Origin of the sequence: Streptomyces europaeiscabiei (assembly GCF_001550375.1) — a bacterium.
Classification (GTDB): Bacteria; Actinomycetota; Actinomycetes; order Streptomycetales; family Streptomycetaceae; genus Streptomyces; species Streptomyces europaeiscabiei.
Window position 1 is genome coordinate 1 of the sequence record NZ_LRTR01000704.1, and the last position, 18,842, is coordinate 18,842.

An 18,842-nucleotide genomic window follows, 5' to 3' on the forward strand; every position below is an offset into this window, starting at 1 on the left:
CCTCGCGGTCTGGACCGGCGCCTGCCCCACCTGTCACCGCGACATACCCACAGCGATACCAACCTGACCAAGCACTACTAGTACTCCAGCAGTAGATCGTGATCTTGTGAGTGGGGGCGCCGCTGATACGGCGCGGCCACCATTGACCATCTCGACGAGACCGGCCGCGCCATCGGCGGCGTCCATCCCTCTCTGCCTACTTGAGTCCACCGAGACGAAGGGCATCCTCGATCTCGCTGAGCTTCGCGGACGGCAGGACGCCCGCCTGCCCGATCAGGTCTTCCCTGGCCAGGGTGACCAGCCAAGTGCAAGGGATGAGGTCGGGACGTGGAAGTGCGACTCTCAGGACGCCTTCGAGAGGCAGTCCTTCGGGGGCACCTACTGCCACCTCAACGGCCACGCCGCTGAGATCGGTGCCCGCGGGAGCGACGACCTGCATTGCCAAGAAACCGGACGCCTCTTCTCCCGACAGCAGTACGACTGCCCGCTGCTCGTTGAAATCTGCCCACCAGACTTCGCCACGTCGCATGTGTCCTCCTGATCCGGGACGTTAGCGCCTGCGTCGCCCCTTCGACCCGCCTACTCCAGGCACAGATCGTAATGTTGGCTGGTCAGGGCCGACGATAAGAGGCTGAGGTCACCGATGATCATCGTGAGCTGTGTGGACAAACGAAGATCATGCGGCCGCAGCTCACAGCGTAGACCCTGCCCGTTGGCAGGAGGTGTTCGAGGGTCTGATGGGCCGGATAGCGGCGAGGTTCGCGCGGGTCGAACCACGCCTTCGGGCGCGGCACTTCGTGCGCGGGCTGCTGGCGGACCTGCCGCGGAAGAACTGCTGGACAATCGCCGAGTGGGCCGGGGAGGCGAGTCCTGATGGCATGCAGCACCTGGTGGGCCGGGCCAAGTGGGATGCCGATGCGGTACGCGATGACGTACGGGAGTAAGTGGTGGAGCATATCCGCGCCTGCGCGCCCGGCTGGACACCCAGGCGGCGGCCGACTACGCCGCCGCTCCCGACAAGACCTTCGAGTTCGTCCTCCAAACCCTCCTCGACGGCCTGGAGCAGGAACTCGCCGCATAGACCGACCCGAATCCCCATCGGTCACGTCGGTCAGCAGCAGCCCGCAGGCCCTGCACTCGGTGAAGAGGCGTCGTACGTCATCGCACGCGACGCCCTCACCGAGCATTTCCCGCACAGGCCTCGCGGAACCGGCTGCTTCGGCCACGGACTCGCCAACTACCTTGAACTGCACTCGCCAACTGCGGTGAACAGAAGCGCCGTGACCAGCCAGGCGCACCCGCTCAACCGCCCACTATCGCGAACAGTCACAAGGTGGATCACGCTGCGAGGGTCTCGCCTCGCTCGACGAGGAGGCCGTTCTCGAAGCGGGCGCCAGCTCGGACGAAGGCGACGAGGTGCGGTGCGGTGACCGCTCGCCAGCGGGCCTGGGCGGACTCAACGAGTTTGAAGACCATCGCAAGGGCCGCGGCCGGGCTGACGGCGCCACGGGTGACCTTGGTCCGAGGTTTCACGGTGGAGAAGGTCGACTCGATCGGATTCGTCGTCCTGAGATGGACCCAGTGCTCGGAGGGGAAGTCGTAGAACGCCAGCAGTTCATCGACCTCGCCGGTGATCTTCTTGACGGCCCTGGGGAACTTCGCCCCGTACGCCTTCTCGAACGCGGTGACCGCTTTCTCGGCGTGCGCACGGTCCTCGGCGTTGTAGATCTCCTGCAGAACCTTCCTCGCCCCGGGCTGCGCGGACTTCGGCAGTGCGTTCGTGATGTTCCGGGTCTTGTGAACCCAGCACCTCTGGTGACTGGCTTGCAGAAACACCTCCGCCAGTGCCCTCCACAGGCCCATCGCACCGTCGCCGACCACGAGCATCGGGTCGCGCATCCCGCGCCGCCGCCGGCAGACGCACAGCAGGTCCGCCCAGGACTCGGTGGACTCGCGCAGGCCCTCGGTGATCGCGATGAGTTCCTTGGTGCCGTCGACGCGGACGCCCATCAGGACCAGGAGACAGGAGTGCGTCTGGGACAAGCGGATCCTGGGATGGACGCCGTCGGCCCAGACGTCGACGTAGACGCAGTCGGATCCGGCCAGGTCACGGCGCTGGAACTCGGCGTGATCGGCGGTCCACTGCTTAGAGGTCCTAACAGAAGTCGTTGATCATGTGACTTTCGGCTTGGGTGGTCGTTGGTCTGGTCGTGGGGAAACGTCAGTCGCGGCCGTGGATCGTGTCGGATGAACTGTGGTCGCTCATCGAGCCGTTACTGCCCGAGCCGGGTCCGAAGCTGGTGGAAGGCCGGCCTCGGATACCGGACCGGCAGGCGCTGTGCGGGATCCTGTTCGTGCTGCATACCGGCATCCAGTGGGAGTACCTGCCGCAGGAGCTGGGCTTCGGCTCCGGCATGACGTGCTGGCGGCGCCTGGCCGCGTGGAACGAAGCAGGTGTGTGGGACAAACTGCACTTGGTGCTACTGAAGAAGCTGCGGGCGGCGAAGAAGCTGGACTGGTCGCGGGCGGTGATCGACTCCTCCCACGTGCGGGCCGCTCGGCGCGGCCCAAAAGCGGGCCCTGCCCGGTCGACCGCGCACGGCCGGGCAGCAAGCACCACGTCCTCACCGACGGCCAGGGCATCCCGCTCGCAGTGTCCCTGACCGGCGGAAACCGCAACGACGTCACCCAACTCCTGCCCCTGCTCGACAAGATTCCCGCCGTGGCCGGCGTCGTCGGCCGGCCCCGACGCCGGCCCGACGCGCTCCTCGCCGACCGCGACAAGTACCGGCGCCTGCTATGGCGGCGCGGCATCCGCCCGGTGATCGCCAGACGAGGCGAGGAACACGGCTCTGGCCTGGGCGTCTTCCGTTACGTGGTCGAGCGCACGATCGCCTGGCTGCACGGCTTCCGCCGACTGCGGATCCGCTGGGAACGACGCGACGACATCCACGAAGCCTTCCTCGGCCTTGCCACCTGCTTGATCACCCACCGCCACGTCCAACGCCTTTGTTAGGACCTCTAAGAGGTCATCTCATTTGGCGAGTCTGCGGTAGCAGATGAGGGTGCGGGGGCCGGGCTGGTGAAGGCGAGGAAGCGTTCGGCCTTGCGTTCGTCGCGGCGGTGGAGTCGGCGGTAGCCGGCGAGCCAGGCCATGGTCGTTCTATGGTCCAGCGGTGGCGTCCGAGCCGCTGCGAGGACTCGATTCCCCTGCGGGCGATGCGGTGGCGGATGCCGCGCTGGCGCAACCTCGCGGGCGCACCTTCTGGTGCTGCCGTACATCCTCGCCCGGGCCGCGACCGGCAGTCAGGCCGGAGGCGGACCGGGCCGCGGCCGGTACTCGGCACCTCGGTGCAGGGTGACTGCCGACGGCCCGCCACGGTGGTCATGGACGGAGCGCGGGCCCGGTCAGAACACGTCGGTGGTCCACAGGAGGTGCATATCCCATGCGATGTCCAGGGATTCCTTCGCTCCCTGATACCACGCACGTTGCGCGGTGTCGTCCGGCACGGTGTGAAGGGCCGCGAGCACATCGGCCGGCATCCATGCTCCACCCCAGTGGCCCAGCCAGGTCCCAGGCGTCTCGGCGGGTTCCGGGGTTCGCGGTATGGCGTAGCCCTCGCTCCGGAGAATCTCCAGAGCGGTATCCCGTTGATTCCTCATCAGATGCTGCGGGGAGAAGATCCCGTAGGCATCCAGACTGATTCTGTTCCCGTTCAGGTAGGCCTCCCATGCCGCCTCCGCCGTGGGCTGATCGCGCCAATCGACCACGGGGATCTCCACGGAGGGCCGCGCCGCCCGCGGGCCGCCGGTACTCGCGCGCACCTCCTGCGGTGCGGATCCCACCACGACGAATGCGAGCTCGTGGCACGGGACATGGAGCTCGATGCTCTGTCCCGTCCCGCTGTCCCAGCTGGTCGTCATTCCCGCCGCGATCCGGACGATGTACTCGCCATCGTCAAGCCCCTCATGCGCGTCGAACAGAGTGCCCTCGCGTATCTCGGCCGGCACGCCGTCCCAGTTGAAGAACCTCCGGATCGGAGGGCCCCCCGTCGCAGAAGCGATCTCGAAGTCGTAGTTGCCCGGGTTGCCCAGGTCGCGGCCGAGTGCGTAGGACGAAACCCGACAGGCAATACCGTCTTTCACCACGTACGTCTTCCGGGCCAGACCGCAGGTGATGAACTTGCGACCCTCAGACGTAGGAACTCTCACCTCCAAGCGCGTCTGCATCAGGTGCAGGCCGTCCTGAGACACCGTCTCCACCCAGTCGGTGTGGATCCTCCCGTTGGTCATGCTGCTCTCCCTGCCGTTCGGTGCGAGTGGATTCGATGTCCGGCCGCGGGCAGGGCCCGATGCCGCCCGGCTCGGAGGTGGGCGATCACGGCGTGCCGGACGTCGGTCTCCGGGGTGAGGGACAACGCGACGGTGGCCTTGCCGCTGCTCAAGGCACATCTACGGGCTCGTAGAGCACGTCGGTTCTGAGTATTGTCTTCGTACCCTCAAGAAGCGGGGCCGAGTCGTGAAGCGTCCGATGCCAGAAGAGGAGCGCATCGCCCGGTTCGGGGCGGTGGGCACTCAATATTTCCTCAGGCTTCGCGAGCCGCGGCCAGTCAGAGAAGTCACGTTGCGCAAAGGGAAGATCGTTCTGCTTATCGGCGATGAACCGCGTTTCTCCGCCCACGGCCTCATACGACAGGTAGACGACGACCGTCAGGAGAGTGCGTCTTCCGTCGGGGGCGAAATAGGGCGAATCGTAGTGCGGGACAATGAATCCGCCGTGTTCGTACGTGATGAAGCGCATACGCGGATTGACGGCCGCCGGCCTCCAGGGCCTTCCATCCGAATCCGTCGGATCGTCCGATCCCACTTCAAGCGATAGAAGCGTCCGCAGCCTGCGGTAGAATTCTGCCGCCAGGGATGTGGATTCGGCCGTGGCGCGGAGATGAGCGACCGGATCTCCCTCTGCATAGTTGGCGGCAATGCCGTCTCGGCCCACCGGGGCAAAGCACTGGGCGGCCAGTTCGGTCGCGAACGCCTCCACTTCGGCCGGAGTGAGGAAATGGCGAATCACCTTGGCGTTGGCCTTTGGGATCTCCGATTCGATCGGGGTCCATGAGTCATCGGCAGATATTCGGCTCAGCGCTTCTTCGGAGAGCTCAAAGGGATTTACCGGCATTTCGAACATGATCACTTCTCCGTGCCGAGGCCGTCGTCGATCCCAACGTGGCCGTGGGCCCCACAGCCCGGAACGGCCGCGGGCAGCGCATTGAGGTGGACGGCGGGACCGCGGGCCACGTACTTGTGCGCTTCGAGTCCGTGGAGGGACTCGAAGCCCCTGGAGTCAATGCCTGCAGGGAGCGGGGACCACTGGGCATTTATCGTCATGATGACGATATTAGGTTGGGGTGAGCCCACAAAGCAAGCAGGACGTACCCAACGCGGCGGAGAGGGCCGGGAGACGGGGCGGGGACCGGCTCAGGGGACTACCGAGGCGAGGTAGTCCCACGCGGCGCTGGGCTGCTCCGTACCGCAGCGGCTGACGCCATCGAGGGCGTCGACCTTGCCGGGCACCGACCAGGTGCGAGTTCCCTCCGCGGGCGCCCTTCGCGCGCTACTGATGGTTTCAGAATGAGGTCGCGAGCGTATGGGGCGCCGCCGGATGAGGCGAGGGCTTGTCCGGTCTGCCCCATGCAGTTCTGTCTCACGGCCTGACCCACGACGGCCTGCAGCCGTGCAGGCTCATCCGGTCGGCCTAGCCACTGTGCATAGTGTGCTCATGGATCGATTCGTGGGTCAGGGCCGCCTCGAATGGTGGGCCAATCACTCGACTTGCCTTGAGATGTACGACATCACCGTCACTGTCGACGCGGTCGGCAAGTGGCAGGCAACCGGGCGGCATGCCAGCGCCCTTGACACGACCCAACGCGAGGGCTGGGACTTCCTCATGGAGATGGACCCTCACTTCTCCATTGCGTTTCCCGGTGAGGACCGCGGCGGGATCACGGTGCGAGTCGTCGAGGCCGAGGATGGAACCCTCACGCTTATGGAGGCACCGGACTGGGACGGCTCGGTGAGCGTCACCTTCGACCTCACCTGAGTTCAGCCCGGAAGGGCAGGAACCCGACTTCGCCCCCTCCTACCGACTCCGGTGCGTCGCCGCCCCTTACTGATCTTTCAGAATGAAGTTCGGAGGCGGCGAAGACATATGAGGCAGCAGGCCAGTTCGAGCAGGCCCTGGTGGAGATCTGCGCGTCGTTCGTAGCGGATGCGGAGCCGCTTGAACTGGTGCAGCCAGGCAAAGGCGCGCTCGACCACCCAGCGCACCCTGCCCAGTCCGGAGCCGGGCGCGACGCCGCGTCGGGCGATCACCGGCTTGATGCCGCGCTTCCACAGCAGACGGCGGTACTTGTCGAAGTCGTAGCCCCGGTCGGCGTACAGGCGTCGGGGCTTGCGGCGGGGGCGTCCTCGTAGGCCCCGAATCGCTGGGACGGCGTCCAGCAGCGGCAGTAACTGGGTGACGTCATGTCGCTTCCCGCCGGTGAGCGTGACGGCGAGCGGGGTGCCGTGGCGGTCGACGATTAGATGGTGTTTGGAGCCGGGACGGGCGCGGTCGACGGGCGAGGGGCCGACGTGATCTCCCCCCTTTCAGGGCCCGGACATGCGACCGTCCACGGCGCAGTCGTCCAGGCCGAGAAGGCCAGCGCGGCGTAGTTCGGTGAGTAGGGCGGCGTGCAGGCGCGGCCAGACACCGGCCTCGGTCCAGTCTCGCAGCCGGCTCCATGCCGTCACCCCGGAGCAGCCCACGGTCTCGGCAGGGACATCACGCCAGGCGACACCGGTCCGCAACACGTACAAACTTGTCGGCGGCCGCCGTCATGGGCAGCCCAGTCACGGAGACGACGTGCAGCAGCGGGACGTACTGCCGCCACCACAGCCGCTCCGCCCTGGCGAGATCGAAGGTGCCGCCCTCGCGCTTGCGGTCGGCCAGCACACGGGGGACTTCTCTGCACCAACTCGTATAACAGCTCAGCCACCCCGTCGACAGGGATCCGCCAAGGCCGTCACAGCGTCTCCGTCTCTGGATCGAAGGGTGGATAAGTGGAGGATCAGACACAACGACGCAACCGGACGCGCCTGGCGCGGCAGCAGCCCAGGCCTGATCGGGTAAGGGTCAATAGAGTCGAGAGGGGGACGGGTGCACCCTTGAGCTGGTGGCGCAGGATCGATTGGACACAGATCGGCACGGTCGCCGCTGTCATCGCCGGCATCGGGACCCTGCTATTCACTGGAGTTTCGACGTTCTATGGGGCTTTGGTGGCCCAAGATCAGCTTAAGCAATCGAAACTGGATGCCAAGCAATCCGCTGAGGATGCCAAGCAGTTAGCCGAAGATGCCGAACGCGAGAACCGTAGCCAAGCCATTCGGGTCTCCTACTGGAGCGAGGGACACGGCGACAGCGGCCCTACGCCATTTCACGTGGTGAACAGGTCGCCGGATCCCGTGTGGGGTGTAATCCTCACGCTGAAGCTTTACTACGGTGCTAGTCCAGATGGTCGCACGCTCACCCTGGTGCTCGGAGACATGAAACCTTGTTCCGAATCCGTCATTGAGTCGAGCAATATCAGTTGGCAAAAATCCGAGTCAGAGCCCTTCCGGAGGATAGCTCCAGAGCAGGAACTCGGACTTGTTTCGATCAGTTTCCTTGACCGACAGAGCGTGCGGTGGGTTCGCGACTCTCGCGGTAGGCTGTCACGCTTCTTCAAGACTCCTCGCCTTGATGACGAGCAACGCGAGATTAACATCAATGCAAAGATCTTGGGTGAGTTGCCAATGGCATCTGCGAAAGAATGCGGTGACACCTACTAGTTCTCCAACGAGGCGCGCGTTCCTTGGACCGCTACAGCAGTCGTCCCAGCCCATTCATCTGCCGACGGTGCGGTTCCTGCACCGCTGCGGGGAGGGCGGCGAGATGGCCGTGCGGGTCATCGGCTCGGGCGCGCGGGCGACCAGACGGGCGACCTGCGACAGCACGTCGTCTCCGGCGGTGCCCTTGGCATCGCAACTGCCGGGGTCAGGGCGTTCGCGATCGTAGCCACGGCCATATCCACCGGTAGCCACCCGGGCGGCAACGCGTAGCCGGCCCAGTAGTCACCAGCTGCCACGGGGGAGTTCGGCACCGAGCTGGACCTCGCGCCGGCACTCGGGACAATCCGGCAGACCATCCACCCGGCGCGGTCTGTCGCCCTTCGCCCAGCTGAACCCGCACAGCGCCGTGTTCGAGTACGGCTCGGCCTGGTCGTCCTCGCTGGCGTGCGAGCCGTAGCCCGGAACGTTCCAGGTGAACGTCGCCTCGGCGTCGTACGGTGCGCCCTCGGGCCAGTCGTAGACCGGCTCGGTCGTGGTGCAGCGCATCCGCAGATCAGGCCCCTGCCAGCGCTTGCCGTACCGGATCTGCGAACCAGCGTCGACCGCGTCCGCGAGGCGCTCGAAGGACAGGTCGTAGTCCCTCATGTGATCCCACGAACCCGGCTTCTGGTGGAGCATCAGCGAGCGGAACATCAGCAGCAGCCGCGCCAGATCATGGTGTCCGACGCGCACGGTCCGCGTGTCGTGGTCATAGCCGTACGTCGGATCGTGGGCTGGCTTCTTCGGCATCGGTCCTCGCTCGCGTTGCTACGGCGGTCAGCGGCCCACCCACAGGGTCCACGGTGCGGCCGGCGGCCTGACGACGCCATGGCCGCTTCCAGATACTCAACGACCCAGGGCCGCCGGAGCCACGCTGACCGCCGCCGTTCGTGCGCCGGCCGAACCACCTTGGACCCGCGTCCCGCTCGATCCCCGCCACCCAACCCCCCTCGTGTCATACGGCGGGCCCGTGCCCGGTGACATCCAACTTGGATCAGTTGTCACCGAAGTCGGTCTCCGATCCCGTTGAGGACTGCATCGGTCGGCGGTCGTGACCGGTCGGATGAAAGGTCAGACCGCGTGACGGTGCCCCGCTTGGTCAGCTTGACCTTGCATCATCGATGACCGTGTAGCACAGGCATAGTCTGAGCGGGCGCGACCGATCCGAGGGGGCTAAGAGGTCCTAACAGAAGTTGTTGATCATGTGACTTTCGGCTTGGGTGGTCGTTGGTCTGGTCGTGGGGAAACGTCAGTCGCGGCCGTGGATCGTGTCGGATGAACTGTGGTCGCTCATCGAGCCGTTACTGCCCGAGCCGGGTCCGAAGCTGGTGGAAGGCCGGCCTCGGATACCGGACCGGCAGGCGCTGTGCGGGATCCTGTTCGTGCTGCATACCGGCATCCAGTGGGAGTACCTGCCGCAGGAGCTGGGCTTCGGCTCCGGCATGACGTGCTGGCGGCGCCTGGCCGCGTGGAACGAAGCAGGTGTGTGGGACAAACTGCACTTGGTGCTACTGAAGAAGCTGCGGGCGGCGAAGAAGCTGGACTGGTCGCGGGCGGTGATCGACTCCTCCCACGTGCGGGCCGCTCGGCGCGGCCCAAAAGCGGGCCCTGCCCGGTCGACCGCGCACGGCCGGGCAGCAAGCACCACGTCCTCACCGACGGCCAGGGCATCCCGCTCGCAGTGTCCCTGACCGGCGGAAACCGCAACGACGTCACCCAACTCCTGCCCCTGCTCGACAAGATTCCCGCCGTGGCCGGCGTCGTCGGCCGGCCCCGACGCCGGCCCGACGCGCTCCTCGCCGACCGCGACAAGTACCGGCGCCTGCTATGGCGGCGCGGCATCCGCCCGGTGATCGCCAGACGAGGCGAGGAACACGGCTCTGGCCTGGGCGTCTTCCGTTACGTGGTCGAGCGCACGATCGCCTGGCTGCACGGCTTCCGCCGACTGCGGATCCGCTGGGAACGACGCGACGACATCCACGAAGCCTTCCTCGGCCTTGCCACCTGCTTGATCACCCACCGCCACGTCCAACGCCTTTGTTAGGACCTCTTAGTCAGCCGGGTCACCGTGGTCGGCGACAGCCCGGCCGGGGAGCCCAGGAACTGTTCCATCGCGGGCACGAAGTCGCCTAGTGGTCATGGCCCCACGGTAAGCACCGCGGCTGCCAGTTGATGGATGTCACCGCTCGGGCAGCTTGCGGCGGATAAGGTCCATCGACTTCTTCACGTCTGTGAGCTGGTCACCGAGCACCGGCATGCGCCAGCCCATGCGCACCATCCGGGCCGCGATCGCATAAATCACGGCTCGGCTGGTTGCCGAGGCCCTGGTGCGCGGGGTGGTGGTTGGGCAGGCTAGTTTGGTCGGGTGAGTCTCCTCGATGATGTGGCTGAGCGCGACAGCTGGCGGTGCTGGGTGTGCGACGGACCGGTCGACCCCAACAAGTCGGTAAACGACCCGCAGGGGCCCAGCGTTGACAGTCGGACCGCGGACCGGAAGGCCAAGGTCGCCGAGCGGCTCGCGCACCGTGGGTGCAACTCCCGCAAGGGCGCGGTCAAGGTGGTCATTGCCTGGCCGGACGGTCTGTACGTGCTCGAACCCGCGCCACTGATCACCGTTGCCGAGAGGCTGGAGCGCAAGGGGGGCCGCGAGGTGGTGGGCCGTTGTCCGACCAGGCGGGACGCCCAAGAGGCGGCGGAGTGGCTGGTGGACCGGTTCTCCCGCTTGGTGCCGGGGCTGCCGGTGACCGCCGGCATTGAGGCGGGCGGAGGCCAGTTCCTCGTCATTCTGGCCGCAGGCCGCCGCTGATGTGCAATCACCAGCGCACACTCGCGTCGAGCTGAACCGTCGGTCCACATCGACCTGTCCTGGCACGAGTTGACCCACCGGCGTGTGGCGGGCTGCGGCTGGGTGACCGGCGGGTCGGCCGGGCGCCGGGTCACCAGGGGCGGGGGCTGTGCCCGTTCGCGCCGGGGACCACCGTGGTTCCGCGATGGCCCCGTCCCTGCCTTCCGATAGGTCAGCCGGATGACCGACCGGGCGGGTCTGCCGCACCGCGCGGGGGATGATGAGGATCGAATGTCGGAACGCAAGGTCGGGAGCTTCCATGGCGAAGCGGTTTCATCAACCCCGTGAGGACGCGGAGTTCGATTTCATCCTCGGGATGAGCGGAGTTCCGGTCCTCGCATACTTCACCGGGACATGGCCCAAGGCAATCGAGCCCTGCCGGGTGATGGACCTCGTCGTGGGTGGCATCGCCGACGACTACACGGGCCGCCTGACGGCCGTCCGCACCGACATCACGCGTTGTCCGGCCGCAACCGAGCGATACGGGATCACCGGAGCCCCGTCCTACGTCCTTCTGAAGGAGGGAGAGGCGGTTGCGCACGGCACCGGGCCGATGACCATCGCCGAGGTGCGGGAGCTTCTGGACGGCCACCTCTGAGCGGTCCGCCGCGGCACTGCGGCCGCGACGCCCGTCACGCAAGCGGTGTAGGTCCCGGACGGGCCTTGACCCTTGACCCTTGATCCTGGACACACGAGACGCTGGATCCTGAGGATCTGAGAACGGACATCTCGTGGTTAGGAAGAAGTATCCGCCGCAGTTCAAGGCGGACGCGGTCGCGCTGTACCAGTCGCGGCCCGAGGCGTCGATCCGGCAGATCGCTGCCGATCTGGGAAGCAACCCCGAGACCTTGCGGAACTGGGTGCGGGCAGCCGGTGCGAGCCGGCCGCGGGGGCGCCGGGCGGAGGTGGCGACCGAGCCGCCGACGCCGTTGGAGGCGGAGAACGTCGCTCTGCGCAAGAAGATCCGTGAGCTGGAGGAGGAACGCGAGATCCTGCGTAAGGCGACGAAGCATTTCGCCGGGGAGACGCGCTGGTGAACCGCTTCCAGTTCGCTGCCGACCACCACCGCCGCTACGGCGTGAAGCGGCTGTGCACCATCCTGGGCATCGCCCGCTCCAGCTTCTACTACTGGCGTTGGACGGCCGCAGACCGCGCCGCCCGGCAGGTGGCCGACGCCCGCCTCGCCGCCCGGATACGGACCGTGCACCACGGATCAGGCGGCACCTACGGCGTCCCCAGGATCACCGCCGAGCTCCGCGACGACGGCGAGGGAATCAACCACAAGCGCATCGCGCGGGTGATGCGCAGCATCGGTCTGGCAGGAGTGCGGCTGCGTCGCAGGCACCGCACCACGATCACGGGCCCGGCCGCGGCGAAGGCCTCGGACCTCGTCGGCCGCGACTTCACCGCAAGCGAGCCGAACACGAAGTACGTCGGTGACATCACCTATCTCCCGCTGGAGGGCGGGAAGTTCCTGTATGTGGCCACCGTCATCGACCTCGCCTCACGCCGCCTGGCCGGCTGGGCGATCGCGCACCACATGCGTACCGTCCCCGTCACCGACGCCCTGGCCGCCGCCGAGCGGACCGCGGCAGCCTCACCGGAGCGGTCCTGCACACCGGCCACGGAGCGCAGTACACCAGCCGGGCCTTCGCCGACGCCTGCCGCAAGGCCGGCGCCCGCCAGTCCATGAGCGCGATCGGCTCCAGCGCGGGCAACGCACTCGCCGAGTCCTTCAACGCGACGTTCAAACGCGAGACGATCCAGGGCCGCAAGACCTGGTCCAGTGAACGGGATGCCCGCCTCGACACGTTCGGCTGGCTCAACTGCTACAACACCCGACGCCGTCACTCCCGCCTCGGACAAGGCAGCCCCATCGCCTACGACAGCACTCGACACAACAGCAACTACCCTGGCCCCAGCCGCATAGCCCGTGCCCAAGCTTCCGGGTCAAGGCCCGGAAGCTCCTGGCCCAATGTGCCACCTTGGGTGCCCGGCGGGGCGATGAGGTAGGCGGTGCCGGAGTGGGTGCGGGCCACTGGTCCACACCCACTCCGGCACGCATGGGACCGTCCACCACCATCCGCCACCGGCCACTCGGTGCCTGCGACGACATGACCGAGCCGAGACACCGTCAACAGGACCGTTCACCACCCGGGATCAGCCGATGGCGTGAGCGGGCGTACGGCCATGACGCCGCACGCCTAGCGGCAAGGTGCCCAAGGCCGAAGCGGCCAAGCCCCGCCGTGGACCTCAGCCGGAGAGTGACACCCGGCTCGCTGAGGCTGCCTGCATTCACCCGTCAGCGGCACAGGCTCGCCGGTTTGGCCCACCGAGTGGTGTGGCGCCTCGGCGGCGGAGATGACCTTTGCGGCGAGCATCAGGGCGGGTGCCAGGGGAAGGGGCGGCGTGGGCTGAAAGGGTGATGACGGGGGCTGTGTTGTGTCGGAAGAGGCTCATCAGTCGTTGGTCCGGGTGTGAATCCTCGCGTGGACGACGCTGTACCGTACGCGGCACCGCTCGGGCTTACCGGCTCCCGGCCCGGGAGGGATGAGCTGAGCATCGGCGTCAGGCGTGACGGCGGGTGGGGCCGGGCCGTGATGGTCATCTGCTCAGCGGTGCTTGTCGCGGCTGCTGTGGTGCTCGCCGTTGCGGACCGGCTCACTTGAGAGATCTACAGACGGGTGGCCTGGGCAAGACGGGCGGCCCGACTGCGGCGGCAGCCGGGTCAGGTACGGGTGTGTGCCTGCGTGAGCAGCTGGCTGAGGCGATCGCCTCGCTCCGCTGGCAGATATGTGGTGATGCTGTCGCACACGGGCCGTACCACCGGGCCAGAGGGCGAGTCACTCCTTGGCCCGCAGCCCAGGGGATCAAATCATGGGGACTGATTGGTCACTCACGGCGCTGGAAGGCGCGGTTCGCGGTCCTCGGTTCCTGCCGGGCGTAGGGCCAGCCGGTCTCGTCTCAACCTCTGGCCATCTGCTGGCGGGCGACAAGCAGTGCCGTGTCCAGCTGGCGGGTGCCGGTGACCATCTGGAGGCCGCGCCGGGCCGCAACCGGTAACCCTTGACAGGACGGGGCGTTACGGGCCGGTGTCTCTGTCGCCGTCGTGAAGCGTCTTGCCCGAGTCAGCGCCTGGCCGAATCGGGAAGCGAGCCCTGCCCGGCGCAGGTACTCCTCCAGCTGCCAGCAGACGGCCCGGACGGCGAGGCCGCTGAGGAACGGCCGCGTAGCGCGAGCCCGGCCGCGCAGCGCGACCGGGCCGGCCGCCTCGATGCTCGTGTGCGGCTTCGCCGACCCCCGTATGAACATCGAGATCGAGGTGAAGGCGCGGTGGGCCTCCGAAGCGCCTGTCGCACCTGCCACGCCCGTCGAGGTTCATGCCCCCCAATTACGTGGCCGTCTTCACTACGGTGCGGCCCCTGGCCCAGAGCGGCTACAGCGAGACAACGCACGCATGGAGGACCTGGTATGGACGTCCCCGGGTACCTGGGGATGGACCACGGGCAGACTCCCGGCGGGCTGGGCATCACCGTCGGCTACCTCCGCGCCGGCGGTGCCGGGAGGCGGAAGCCCACCGTGGGGACAGATCCGTCAGGCCGTCAGGCTTTTTCCTGCATGCTGCGCCGGGCGGGACTACCCTGTTCGGCGGCTTTCGGATCCTTGTCGCCCGCTTTGGCGCGCACGCCCTGGGCGATGCGGTCGCCGATGGACTTGTCGATGTTCGACCAGTACTCGAAGGCCCGCTTGAGGACGGGTTCCGAGACGCCGTTGAGGAGATGGCCGACGACGTTGTCGACCAGACGGTCGCGCGCGGCGTCGTCCATGACCTCGCGCACCAGTGTGCCGGGCTGACCCCAGTCGTCGTCCTCGGGATGACTGACGTAGGCCGCACGGGTGATGGCGCCGTCGGCTTGCCAACTGGCCGGGGAGTGGCGCGCGGGGTCGGCCGCGGGGCCGCCCTTGGAGTTGGGGGCGTACACCGGGTCGGCGGTCTTCCGGTACGCCATCGCCCCGTCCTTGGAGTAGGTGTGGACGTCCACGACCGGGGCGTTCACCGGAAGCTGCTGGTAGTTGCCGCCGATCCGGTGGCGGTGCGCGTCCGCGTAGGAGAACAGCCGCGCCAGCAGCATGCGGTCCGGGCTGGGGCCGATGCCGGGGACGAGATTGTTGGGCTGGAAGGCCGCCTGCTCGATCTCCGCGTGGTTGTCGGTCGGATTGCGGTCGAGGGTCATACGGCCGACCGGGATCAGCGGGTAGTCGCCGTGCGGCCACACCTTGGTGAGGTCGAAGGGGTTGAAGCGGTAGCTCGCGGCCTCCTCGTACGGCATCACCTGCACGTGCAGGGTCCAGCTGGGAAATTCGCCGTCGCGGATGTGCTCGAACAGATCACGCGTGTGGTAGTCGGTGTCGGCGGCCGCCATCTGGTCCGCCTCGTGCTGGGTGAAGCACTCGATGCCCTGGTCGGTCTTGAAGTGGTACTTCACCCAGAAACGCTCGCCGACGGCGTTGATCCACATGTAGGTGTGGGAGGTGTAGCCGTTCATGTGGCGCCAGGTCCGAGGGATGCCGCGGTCGCCCATCAGCCAGGTGACCTGGTGGGCGGACTCGGGGGAGAGCGTCCAGAAGTCCCACTGCATGTCGTGGTCGCGAAGGTTGTTGTCGGCGCGGCGCTTCTGGGAGCGGATGAAGTGCTGGAACTTCATCGGGTCCTTCACGAAGAACACCGGCGTGTTGTTGCCGACCATGTCGTAGTTGCCCTCGCTGGTGTAGAACTTCACCGCGAAGCCGCGCGGGTCGCGCCAGGTGTCCGGGCTGCCGCGCTCACCCGCGACGGTCGAGAAGCGGACGACCAGGTCGGTACGGGCTCCCGGCTGGAAGACGGCCGCCTTGGTGTACGCGCTGACATCGTGGGTCACCTCGAAGTGGCCGAAAGCGCCGCTTCCCTTGGCGTGCGGCTGGCGCTCGGGGATCCGCTCCCGGTTGAACTGAGCCATCTGCTCGATCAGATACGCGTCCTGCAGCAGGATCGGACCGGCAGGTCCCACGGTGAGCGAATGCTCGTCGCTCTCGACCGGGGCGCCGGAATCGGTCGTGGTGACAGGTGGAGTCTCCGTCATGAATCTGCCCTTCGTCGTACGGAGCGGCGGCGTACCGGGGCACGCTGCCCGCGCCCAGAGCTTGTCGGTCCCGTGCAGGCCAGGTGACCTTCATCGGCCGCCACAAACATCGCCTTCTCGACCAATGTGCGGTTGTTCCGAGAACTACGTCCGTCTCACTGTCGACCTCACCCCGCAGACCGAGGGCGTACGGCGGTCAGGCGGTGCGACAGGCCCAGCCGGCTGTCGGCTGCGCGCCGCTCGACGAACCGGGGCAACGCACGGCATGCCGGCACCATCATGCGGTCCGGGTACTGATCGGCTTGCCTGACGAGGCCGAAGGATCCCTCACCCGCGTTCCTCCTCGCCCGGATGGGTGCGGATCCCGGCCGCCCACAGAGCGCTCTGGCCGACGGCAACGAGCTGCGGCCCCGCCCGAAGGCCAGCACCGGCGCGAAGGCGGTTCGGCCGGGTTCGGACCGCACGGCGTCGCGGTGACGGACACGATTCTCGCCTGCACCGACACCGTCCTCGACGGCGGCCGTGAGCATATGACCGACTGGCAGGTGGAGGTCAACCACGCCATCAAGGAGACCGGCCTGAGCTTCAACACCGACGCCCTGCTTGCCGTGCCGACCCAGATCTGCCACATCCAGCGGATCACCTCGGAGAACCAGCAGCTGAGAGAAGAACTTGAGGCCGCGACGGGCGGCGCTCGCGGTTCGGGCGATCCCGGACACGGCGCCCTGCGCATCGCCGCGCAGGGCAGGGCAGGGCAGCATCGAAAGCTTGGAGGACGCGTTCGCGACCGTGTCGGGGTGCGGCTGGTGGAACCGGGGTGGTTTGTGGTTCGGGGTTTTTTGTGGTGGAGGGTTCTGCTCTGTGTCCGTTGTGGGCGATGGGCGGAACGAAACGTTATCTGTGGCTTGGGCTTCGGGGTTCTGGGTGGCTGTAGATGGGTCGGTGGGTGGGGGGTGGGGTTAGAGGTGGGTGCCGCCGCTGGCGTCGAGGTGTTGGCCGGTGATCCAGCGGGATGCGTCGGAGGCGAGGAAGGCGGCGATGTCGGCGATGTCGTCGGGTTGGCCGATGCGGTTGTGGGTGGAGTGGGCGGCGAGGTGGGCGGCGGTTTGGGGGGTTTGTCGTTTGTGGGTGTTCATGTCGGTTTCGATGTATCCGGGGTTGATGGTGTTGACGGTGATGTTGCGGGGGCCGAGTTCTTTGGCGAGGGCGAGGGTGAGGGTGTTGAGGGCTCCTTTGGTCATGGAGTAGATGACGGATTCGGGGTAGGCGATGCGGGTGGCTGCGGAGGAGATGTTGATGATGCGGCCGCCGTCGCGGAGGTTTTTCAGGCCGCGTTGGACGAGGAAGAGGGGGGATCTGGTGTTGACGGCGAAGAGGCGGTCGAAGAGTTCGGGTGTGACGTCGTGGATGCGGGCGGATCCGCTGATGGCGGCGTTGTTGACGAGGATGTCTATTTCGGGTCCTGTGTGCCGGCGGGCGAGGGTGTTCTCCAGCTGGGTGTAGAGGGTTTCGATGTCGCCGTCCACGCCGAGTTCGGCGTGGACGGCGAAGGCCTGTCCGCCGTCCTGGCTGATGAGTTTCAGGGTGTGGTGGGCGGCTTGTTCGTTGCTGCCGTAGTGCACGGCGGTCAGGGCTCCTTCCCGGGCCAGCCGGCGGGCGATGGCCCGGCCGATGCCGCGGCTGGCTCCGGTGACCAGTGCCGTCTTCCCGGTCAGTGTTTTCATGCCCCGGTCTCCCCCTGTTTTTCGGCGGTCGGACAGCGTCGGATGTGCGGTGGCGTGTGCTTGTGGGTGTTCGGCGGTGCGGGTGCGGGCGGTGTGCCGGTCGGGCTGTGCCCGTGGTCCGTGCGGGAGCGCCGGCCGTGCGCGGGTCCGGCCGGCGGGCGTGTCCTTGTCCGGCCGGCGGCTGCCGCTGCCCGCCGGCGGGCGGGAAGCTGCTCTGTTCTTCCTGGGGCCGGTGGCCGTGGTGTTGTGCGGGCCGGCGGGCGGGTGTGGTGGTGTGAGGCGGGCGGCGGTTTCCGGCTGGAGCGGCGTTCGTCTGGCCGGTGGCGGTTGTGGTGTGTGTCGGTGCGGCCGGTGGTGGTTGTGGTGTGTGTCAGTCCGCTGTCACTGTCTGCCTGTGCTGTTGTGCGAGGTGTTCTTCCATCAGCCGGGTGGCTTCCTGGTAGACGGCTGCTCCCCGGGACGCGGACAGGCGCAGTGAGGCGATCACGGAGGGCTGGGCGAGGCTGGGCAGGAGGTGGCGCAGGAGTTCGCTGGCCCGTGTCATGAGGTCCTGGTAGTCGCTGAAGGCCTGGGACATGGACTGGATGCCGGCGAAGGAGCCCACGATCACGTCCGCGGTCCGGGCGGGTTCGACGTGGGGCAGGAGTTCGCCCTGGGTCTGGGCCTTTTCCAGCAGTTCCCGCACGAGGGAGACCCAGCGCAGGAAGGGGCCGGTGCGGTCCAGGCCGGTGGCCATCTGGTCCATGGCCAGGCGCACGCTGGCGCGCACGATGGGGTCGGTCTGCAGCCGGTGGGAGTGCAGCATCACGACGTCCACGAGTTCCTGGAGTTTGCCGGGCCGGTGGGGGACGGCGAACTGGCTGTCCTGTGCGTCGAGGACTCCCAGTGCGAGTTCCTCCTTGGACTTGAAGTGGAAGTACAGGGCTCCCTTGGTCACTCCGGCCGTGGTGAGGATCTGGGAGATGGTCGCGGCCTGGTATCCGTGGTCCTCGAAGACCTTGGCCGCTGCCAGGAGAATGGCCCGGCGTGTGCGGATGGCTCGGTCCTGCTTGGCCATACGGCCTCCATGTGTCGTGCGGCTGACGCGCGTTCCAGCTCTTCAAAAAAACCGCCCAGTTTGTATATTACCGTGAAGTGGCCGGGGGTGGCCGGTCCGTCCCCGCCGGGAGGCGGGTGGCTGCCGGGCCTGACGCGGTGTGCGGGGGGTGTGGGGGCGTTGCCCGCGGTGTCGGTGAGGTCCGGGGCGGC

17 protein-coding genes and 6 pseudogenes are annotated in these 18,842 nt (G+C 67.2%); 9 read left to right on the top strand and 14 right to left on the bottom strand.

What is annotated here, in order from left to right; genetic code table 11:
* Positions 1-196 precede the first annotated feature (196 nt).
* Positions 197-529 carry a type II toxin-antitoxin system PemK/MazF family toxin gene (locus AWZ10_RS48690; protein ID WP_079076564.1) on the bottom strand — a complete coding sequence of 111 codons (333 nt, stop codon included), beginning with the start codon at positions 527-529 and terminating at the stop codon, positions 197-199.
* Between the two features lie 208 nt (positions 530-737).
* Between AWZ10_RS48690 and AWZ10_RS34940 the strand changes: the two are divergent.
* Positions 738-938 (top strand): annotated as a pseudogene (locus tag AWZ10_RS34940) (transposase); the annotation flags it as partial.
* A 400-nt stretch (positions 939-1,338) separates the two neighbouring features.
* Here AWZ10_RS34940 and AWZ10_RS34945 read toward each other — a convergent pair.
* Positions 1,339-2,157: pseudogene (locus AWZ10_RS34945) on the bottom strand (IS256 family transposase); the annotation flags it as partial.
* 53 nt (positions 2,158-2,210) lie between these two features.
* Here AWZ10_RS34945 and AWZ10_RS48700 point away from each other — a divergent pair.
* A protein-coding gene (locus tag AWZ10_RS48700) for an IS5 family transposase (RefSeq protein ID WP_409000799.1) occupies positions 2,211-3,016 on the top strand; the annotation gives its coding sequence in 2 pieces (ribosomal slippage) (positions 2,211-2,571 and positions 2,571-3,016; 807 coding nt in all).
* 18 nt (positions 3,017-3,034) lie between these two features.
* Here the strand turns inward: AWZ10_RS48700 and AWZ10_RS54305 are convergent.
* The 4 genes and pseudogenes from AWZ10_RS54305 to AWZ10_RS53120 form a co-directional block, all read right to left on the bottom strand.
* Positions 3,035-3,245: pseudogene (locus AWZ10_RS54305) on the bottom strand (IS5/IS1182 family transposase); the annotation flags it as partial.
* Positions 3,246-3,408: 163 nt separating this feature from the next.
* Positions 3,409-4,293, bottom strand: coding sequence for a hypothetical protein (locus AWZ10_RS34960; protein WP_244172649.1), 885 nt, complete (start codon positions 4,291-4,293; stop codon positions 3,409-3,411).
* A 148-nt stretch (positions 4,294-4,441) separates the two neighbouring features.
* The gene (locus tag AWZ10_RS34965; protein WP_244172650.1) at positions 4,442-5,185 is read right to left on the bottom strand and encodes a 2OG-Fe(II) oxygenase; all 744 of its coding nucleotides are present in this window, start codon (positions 5,183-5,185) and stop codon (positions 4,442-4,444) included.
* 2 nt (positions 5,186-5,187) lie between these two features.
* Positions 5,188-5,385, bottom strand: a complete 198-nt coding sequence (locus AWZ10_RS53120) for a hypothetical protein (RefSeq protein ID WP_208618603.1) — start codon at positions 5,383-5,385, stop codon at positions 5,188-5,190.
* Between the two features lie 391 nt (positions 5,386-5,776).
* Between AWZ10_RS53120 and AWZ10_RS34970 the strand changes: the two genes are divergently transcribed.
* On the top strand, positions 5,777-6,097 hold the full coding sequence (locus tag AWZ10_RS34970; protein WP_060893024.1) for a hypothetical protein: 321 nt from the start codon (positions 5,777-5,779) through the stop codon (positions 6,095-6,097).
* A 77-nt stretch (positions 6,098-6,174) separates the two neighbouring features.
* Here the strand turns inward: AWZ10_RS34970 and AWZ10_RS48710 are convergent.
* Together AWZ10_RS48710 and AWZ10_RS51825 are read right to left on the bottom strand one after the other, a co-directional pair.
* Positions 6,175-6,855, bottom strand: a pseudogene (locus AWZ10_RS48710) (IS5 family transposase); the annotation flags it as partial.
* Positions 6,821-6,991 (bottom strand): PIN domain-containing protein, encoded by a 171-nt coding sequence (locus tag AWZ10_RS51825; RefSeq protein WP_159058462.1) that lies wholly within the window; start codon positions 6,989-6,991, stop codon positions 6,821-6,823. The pseudogene AWZ10_RS48710 and the gene AWZ10_RS51825, both read right to left, overlap by 35 nt.
* A 212-nt stretch (positions 6,992-7,203) precedes the next feature.
* On the opposite strand from AWZ10_RS51825, the gene AWZ10_RS51830 reads away from it, so the two are divergent.
* On the top strand, positions 7,204-7,866 hold the full coding sequence (locus tag AWZ10_RS51830) for a hypothetical protein (protein ID WP_159058463.1): 663 nt from the start codon (positions 7,204-7,206) through the stop codon (positions 7,864-7,866).
* Between the two features lie 282 nt (positions 7,867-8,148).
* Here AWZ10_RS51830 and AWZ10_RS34975 read toward each other — a convergent pair whose 3' ends face one another.
* On the bottom strand, positions 8,149-8,655 hold the full coding sequence (locus tag AWZ10_RS34975; protein WP_244172651.1) for a hypothetical protein: 507 nt from the start codon (positions 8,653-8,655) through the stop codon (positions 8,149-8,151).
* A 488-nt stretch (positions 8,656-9,143) separates the two neighbouring features.
* Here AWZ10_RS34975 and AWZ10_RS48715 point away from each other — a divergent pair.
* Positions 9,144-9,949, top strand: a protein-coding gene (locus AWZ10_RS48715; RefSeq protein WP_167366021.1) for an IS5 family transposase whose coding sequence is annotated in 2 segments (ribosomal slippage) — positions 9,144-9,516 and positions 9,516-9,949 — 807 coding nt in all. Because the reading frame shifts where the segments join, the coding sequence is not laid out codon by codon here.
* Positions 9,950-10,084: 135 nt separating this feature from the next.
* Here AWZ10_RS48715 and AWZ10_RS55300 read toward each other — a convergent pair.
* A complete protein-coding gene (locus AWZ10_RS55300) occupies positions 10,085-10,207 on the bottom strand; it encodes a hypothetical protein (RefSeq protein WP_267893534.1) in 123 nt (40 codons plus the stop codon).
* Between the two features lie 63 nt (positions 10,208-10,270).
* Between AWZ10_RS55300 and AWZ10_RS34990 the strand changes: the two genes are divergently transcribed.
* The 4 genes and pseudogenes from AWZ10_RS34990 to AWZ10_RS55960 form a co-directional block, all read left to right on the top strand.
* On the top strand, positions 10,271-10,711 hold the full coding sequence (locus tag AWZ10_RS34990; protein ID WP_060893018.1) for a hypothetical protein: 441 nt from the start codon (positions 10,271-10,273) through the stop codon (positions 10,709-10,711).
* 298 nt (positions 10,712-11,009) lie between these two features.
* Positions 11,010-11,348: a thioredoxin family protein gene (locus AWZ10_RS34995; protein ID WP_060893019.1), complete on the top strand. Its 339-nt coding sequence runs from the start codon at positions 11,010-11,012 to the stop codon at positions 11,346-11,348.
* A gap of 133 nt (positions 11,349-11,481) precedes the next feature.
* Positions 11,482-12,637 (top strand): annotated as a pseudogene (locus AWZ10_RS35005) (IS3 family transposase); the annotation flags it as partial.
* A gap of 1,375 nt (positions 12,638-14,012) precedes the next feature.
* A pseudogene (locus tag AWZ10_RS55960) lies at positions 14,013-14,093 on the top strand (RidA family protein); the annotation flags it as partial.
* 259 nt (positions 14,094-14,352) lie between these two features.
* On the opposite strand, the gene AWZ10_RS35020 reads toward AWZ10_RS55960, so the two are convergent.
* The 4 genes from AWZ10_RS35020 to AWZ10_RS35035 form a co-directional block, all read right to left on the bottom strand.
* The gene (locus AWZ10_RS35020) at positions 14,353-15,870 is read right to left on the bottom strand and encodes a catalase (protein WP_060893023.1); all 1,518 of its coding nucleotides are present in this window, start codon (positions 15,868-15,870) and stop codon (positions 14,353-14,355) included.
* Positions 15,871-16,037: 167 nt separating this feature from the next.
* Positions 16,038-16,589 (bottom strand): hypothetical protein, encoded by a 552-nt coding sequence (locus tag AWZ10_RS53125; RefSeq protein ID WP_208618604.1) that lies wholly within the window; start codon positions 16,587-16,589, stop codon positions 16,038-16,040.
* Positions 16,590-16,829: 240 nt separating this feature from the next.
* Positions 16,830-17,594 carry a glucose 1-dehydrogenase gene (locus tag AWZ10_RS35030; protein WP_046709929.1) on the bottom strand — a complete coding sequence of 255 codons (765 nt, stop codon included), beginning with the start codon at positions 17,592-17,594 and terminating at the stop codon, positions 16,830-16,832.
* A 370-nt stretch (positions 17,595-17,964) separates the two neighbouring features.
* The gene (locus tag AWZ10_RS35035; RefSeq protein WP_046709928.1) at positions 17,965-18,651 is read right to left on the bottom strand and encodes a ScbR family autoregulator-binding transcription factor; all 687 of its coding nucleotides are present in this window, start codon (positions 18,649-18,651) and stop codon (positions 17,965-17,967) included.
* Positions 18,652-18,842 lie beyond the last annotated feature (191 nt).

Bases quoted from the DNA above. Each gene is read 5' to 3' on its own strand.
- AWZ10_RS48690 (WP_079076564.1), bottom strand. From the start codon at position 529: ATGCGACGTGGCGAAGTCTGGTGGGCAGATTTCAACGAGCAGCGGGCA.
- AWZ10_RS34960 (WP_244172649.1), bottom strand. From the start codon at position 4,293: ATGACCAACGGGAGGATCCACACCGACTGGGTGGAGACGGTGTCTCAG.
- AWZ10_RS34965 (WP_244172650.1), bottom strand. From the start codon at position 5,185: ATGTTCGAAATGCCGGTAAATCCCTTTGAGCTCTCCGAAGAAGCGCTG.
- AWZ10_RS53120 (WP_208618603.1), bottom strand. From the start codon at position 5,385: ATGACGATAAATGCCCAGTGGTCCCCGCTCCCTGCAGGCATTGACTCC.
- AWZ10_RS34970 (WP_060893024.1), top strand. From the start codon at position 5,777: ATGGATCGATTCGTGGGTCAGGGCCGCCTCGAATGGTGGGCCAATCAC.
- AWZ10_RS34975 (WP_244172651.1), bottom strand. From the start codon at position 8,655: ATGCCGAAGAAGCCAGCCCACGATCCGACGTACGGCTATGACCACGAC.
- AWZ10_RS34995 (WP_060893019.1), top strand. From the start codon at position 11,010: ATGGCGAAGCGGTTTCATCAACCCCGTGAGGACGCGGAGTTCGATTTC.
- AWZ10_RS35020 (WP_060893023.1), bottom strand. From the start codon at position 15,870: ATGACGGAGACTCCACCTGTCACCACGACCGATTCCGGCGCCCCGGTC.
- AWZ10_RS35030 (WP_046709929.1), bottom strand. From the start codon at position 17,594: ATGAAAACACTGACCGGGAAGACGGCACTGGTCACCGGAGCCAGCCGC.
- AWZ10_RS35035 (WP_046709928.1), bottom strand. From the start codon at position 18,651: ATGGCCAAGCAGGACCGAGCCATCCGCACACGCCGGGCCATTCTCCTG.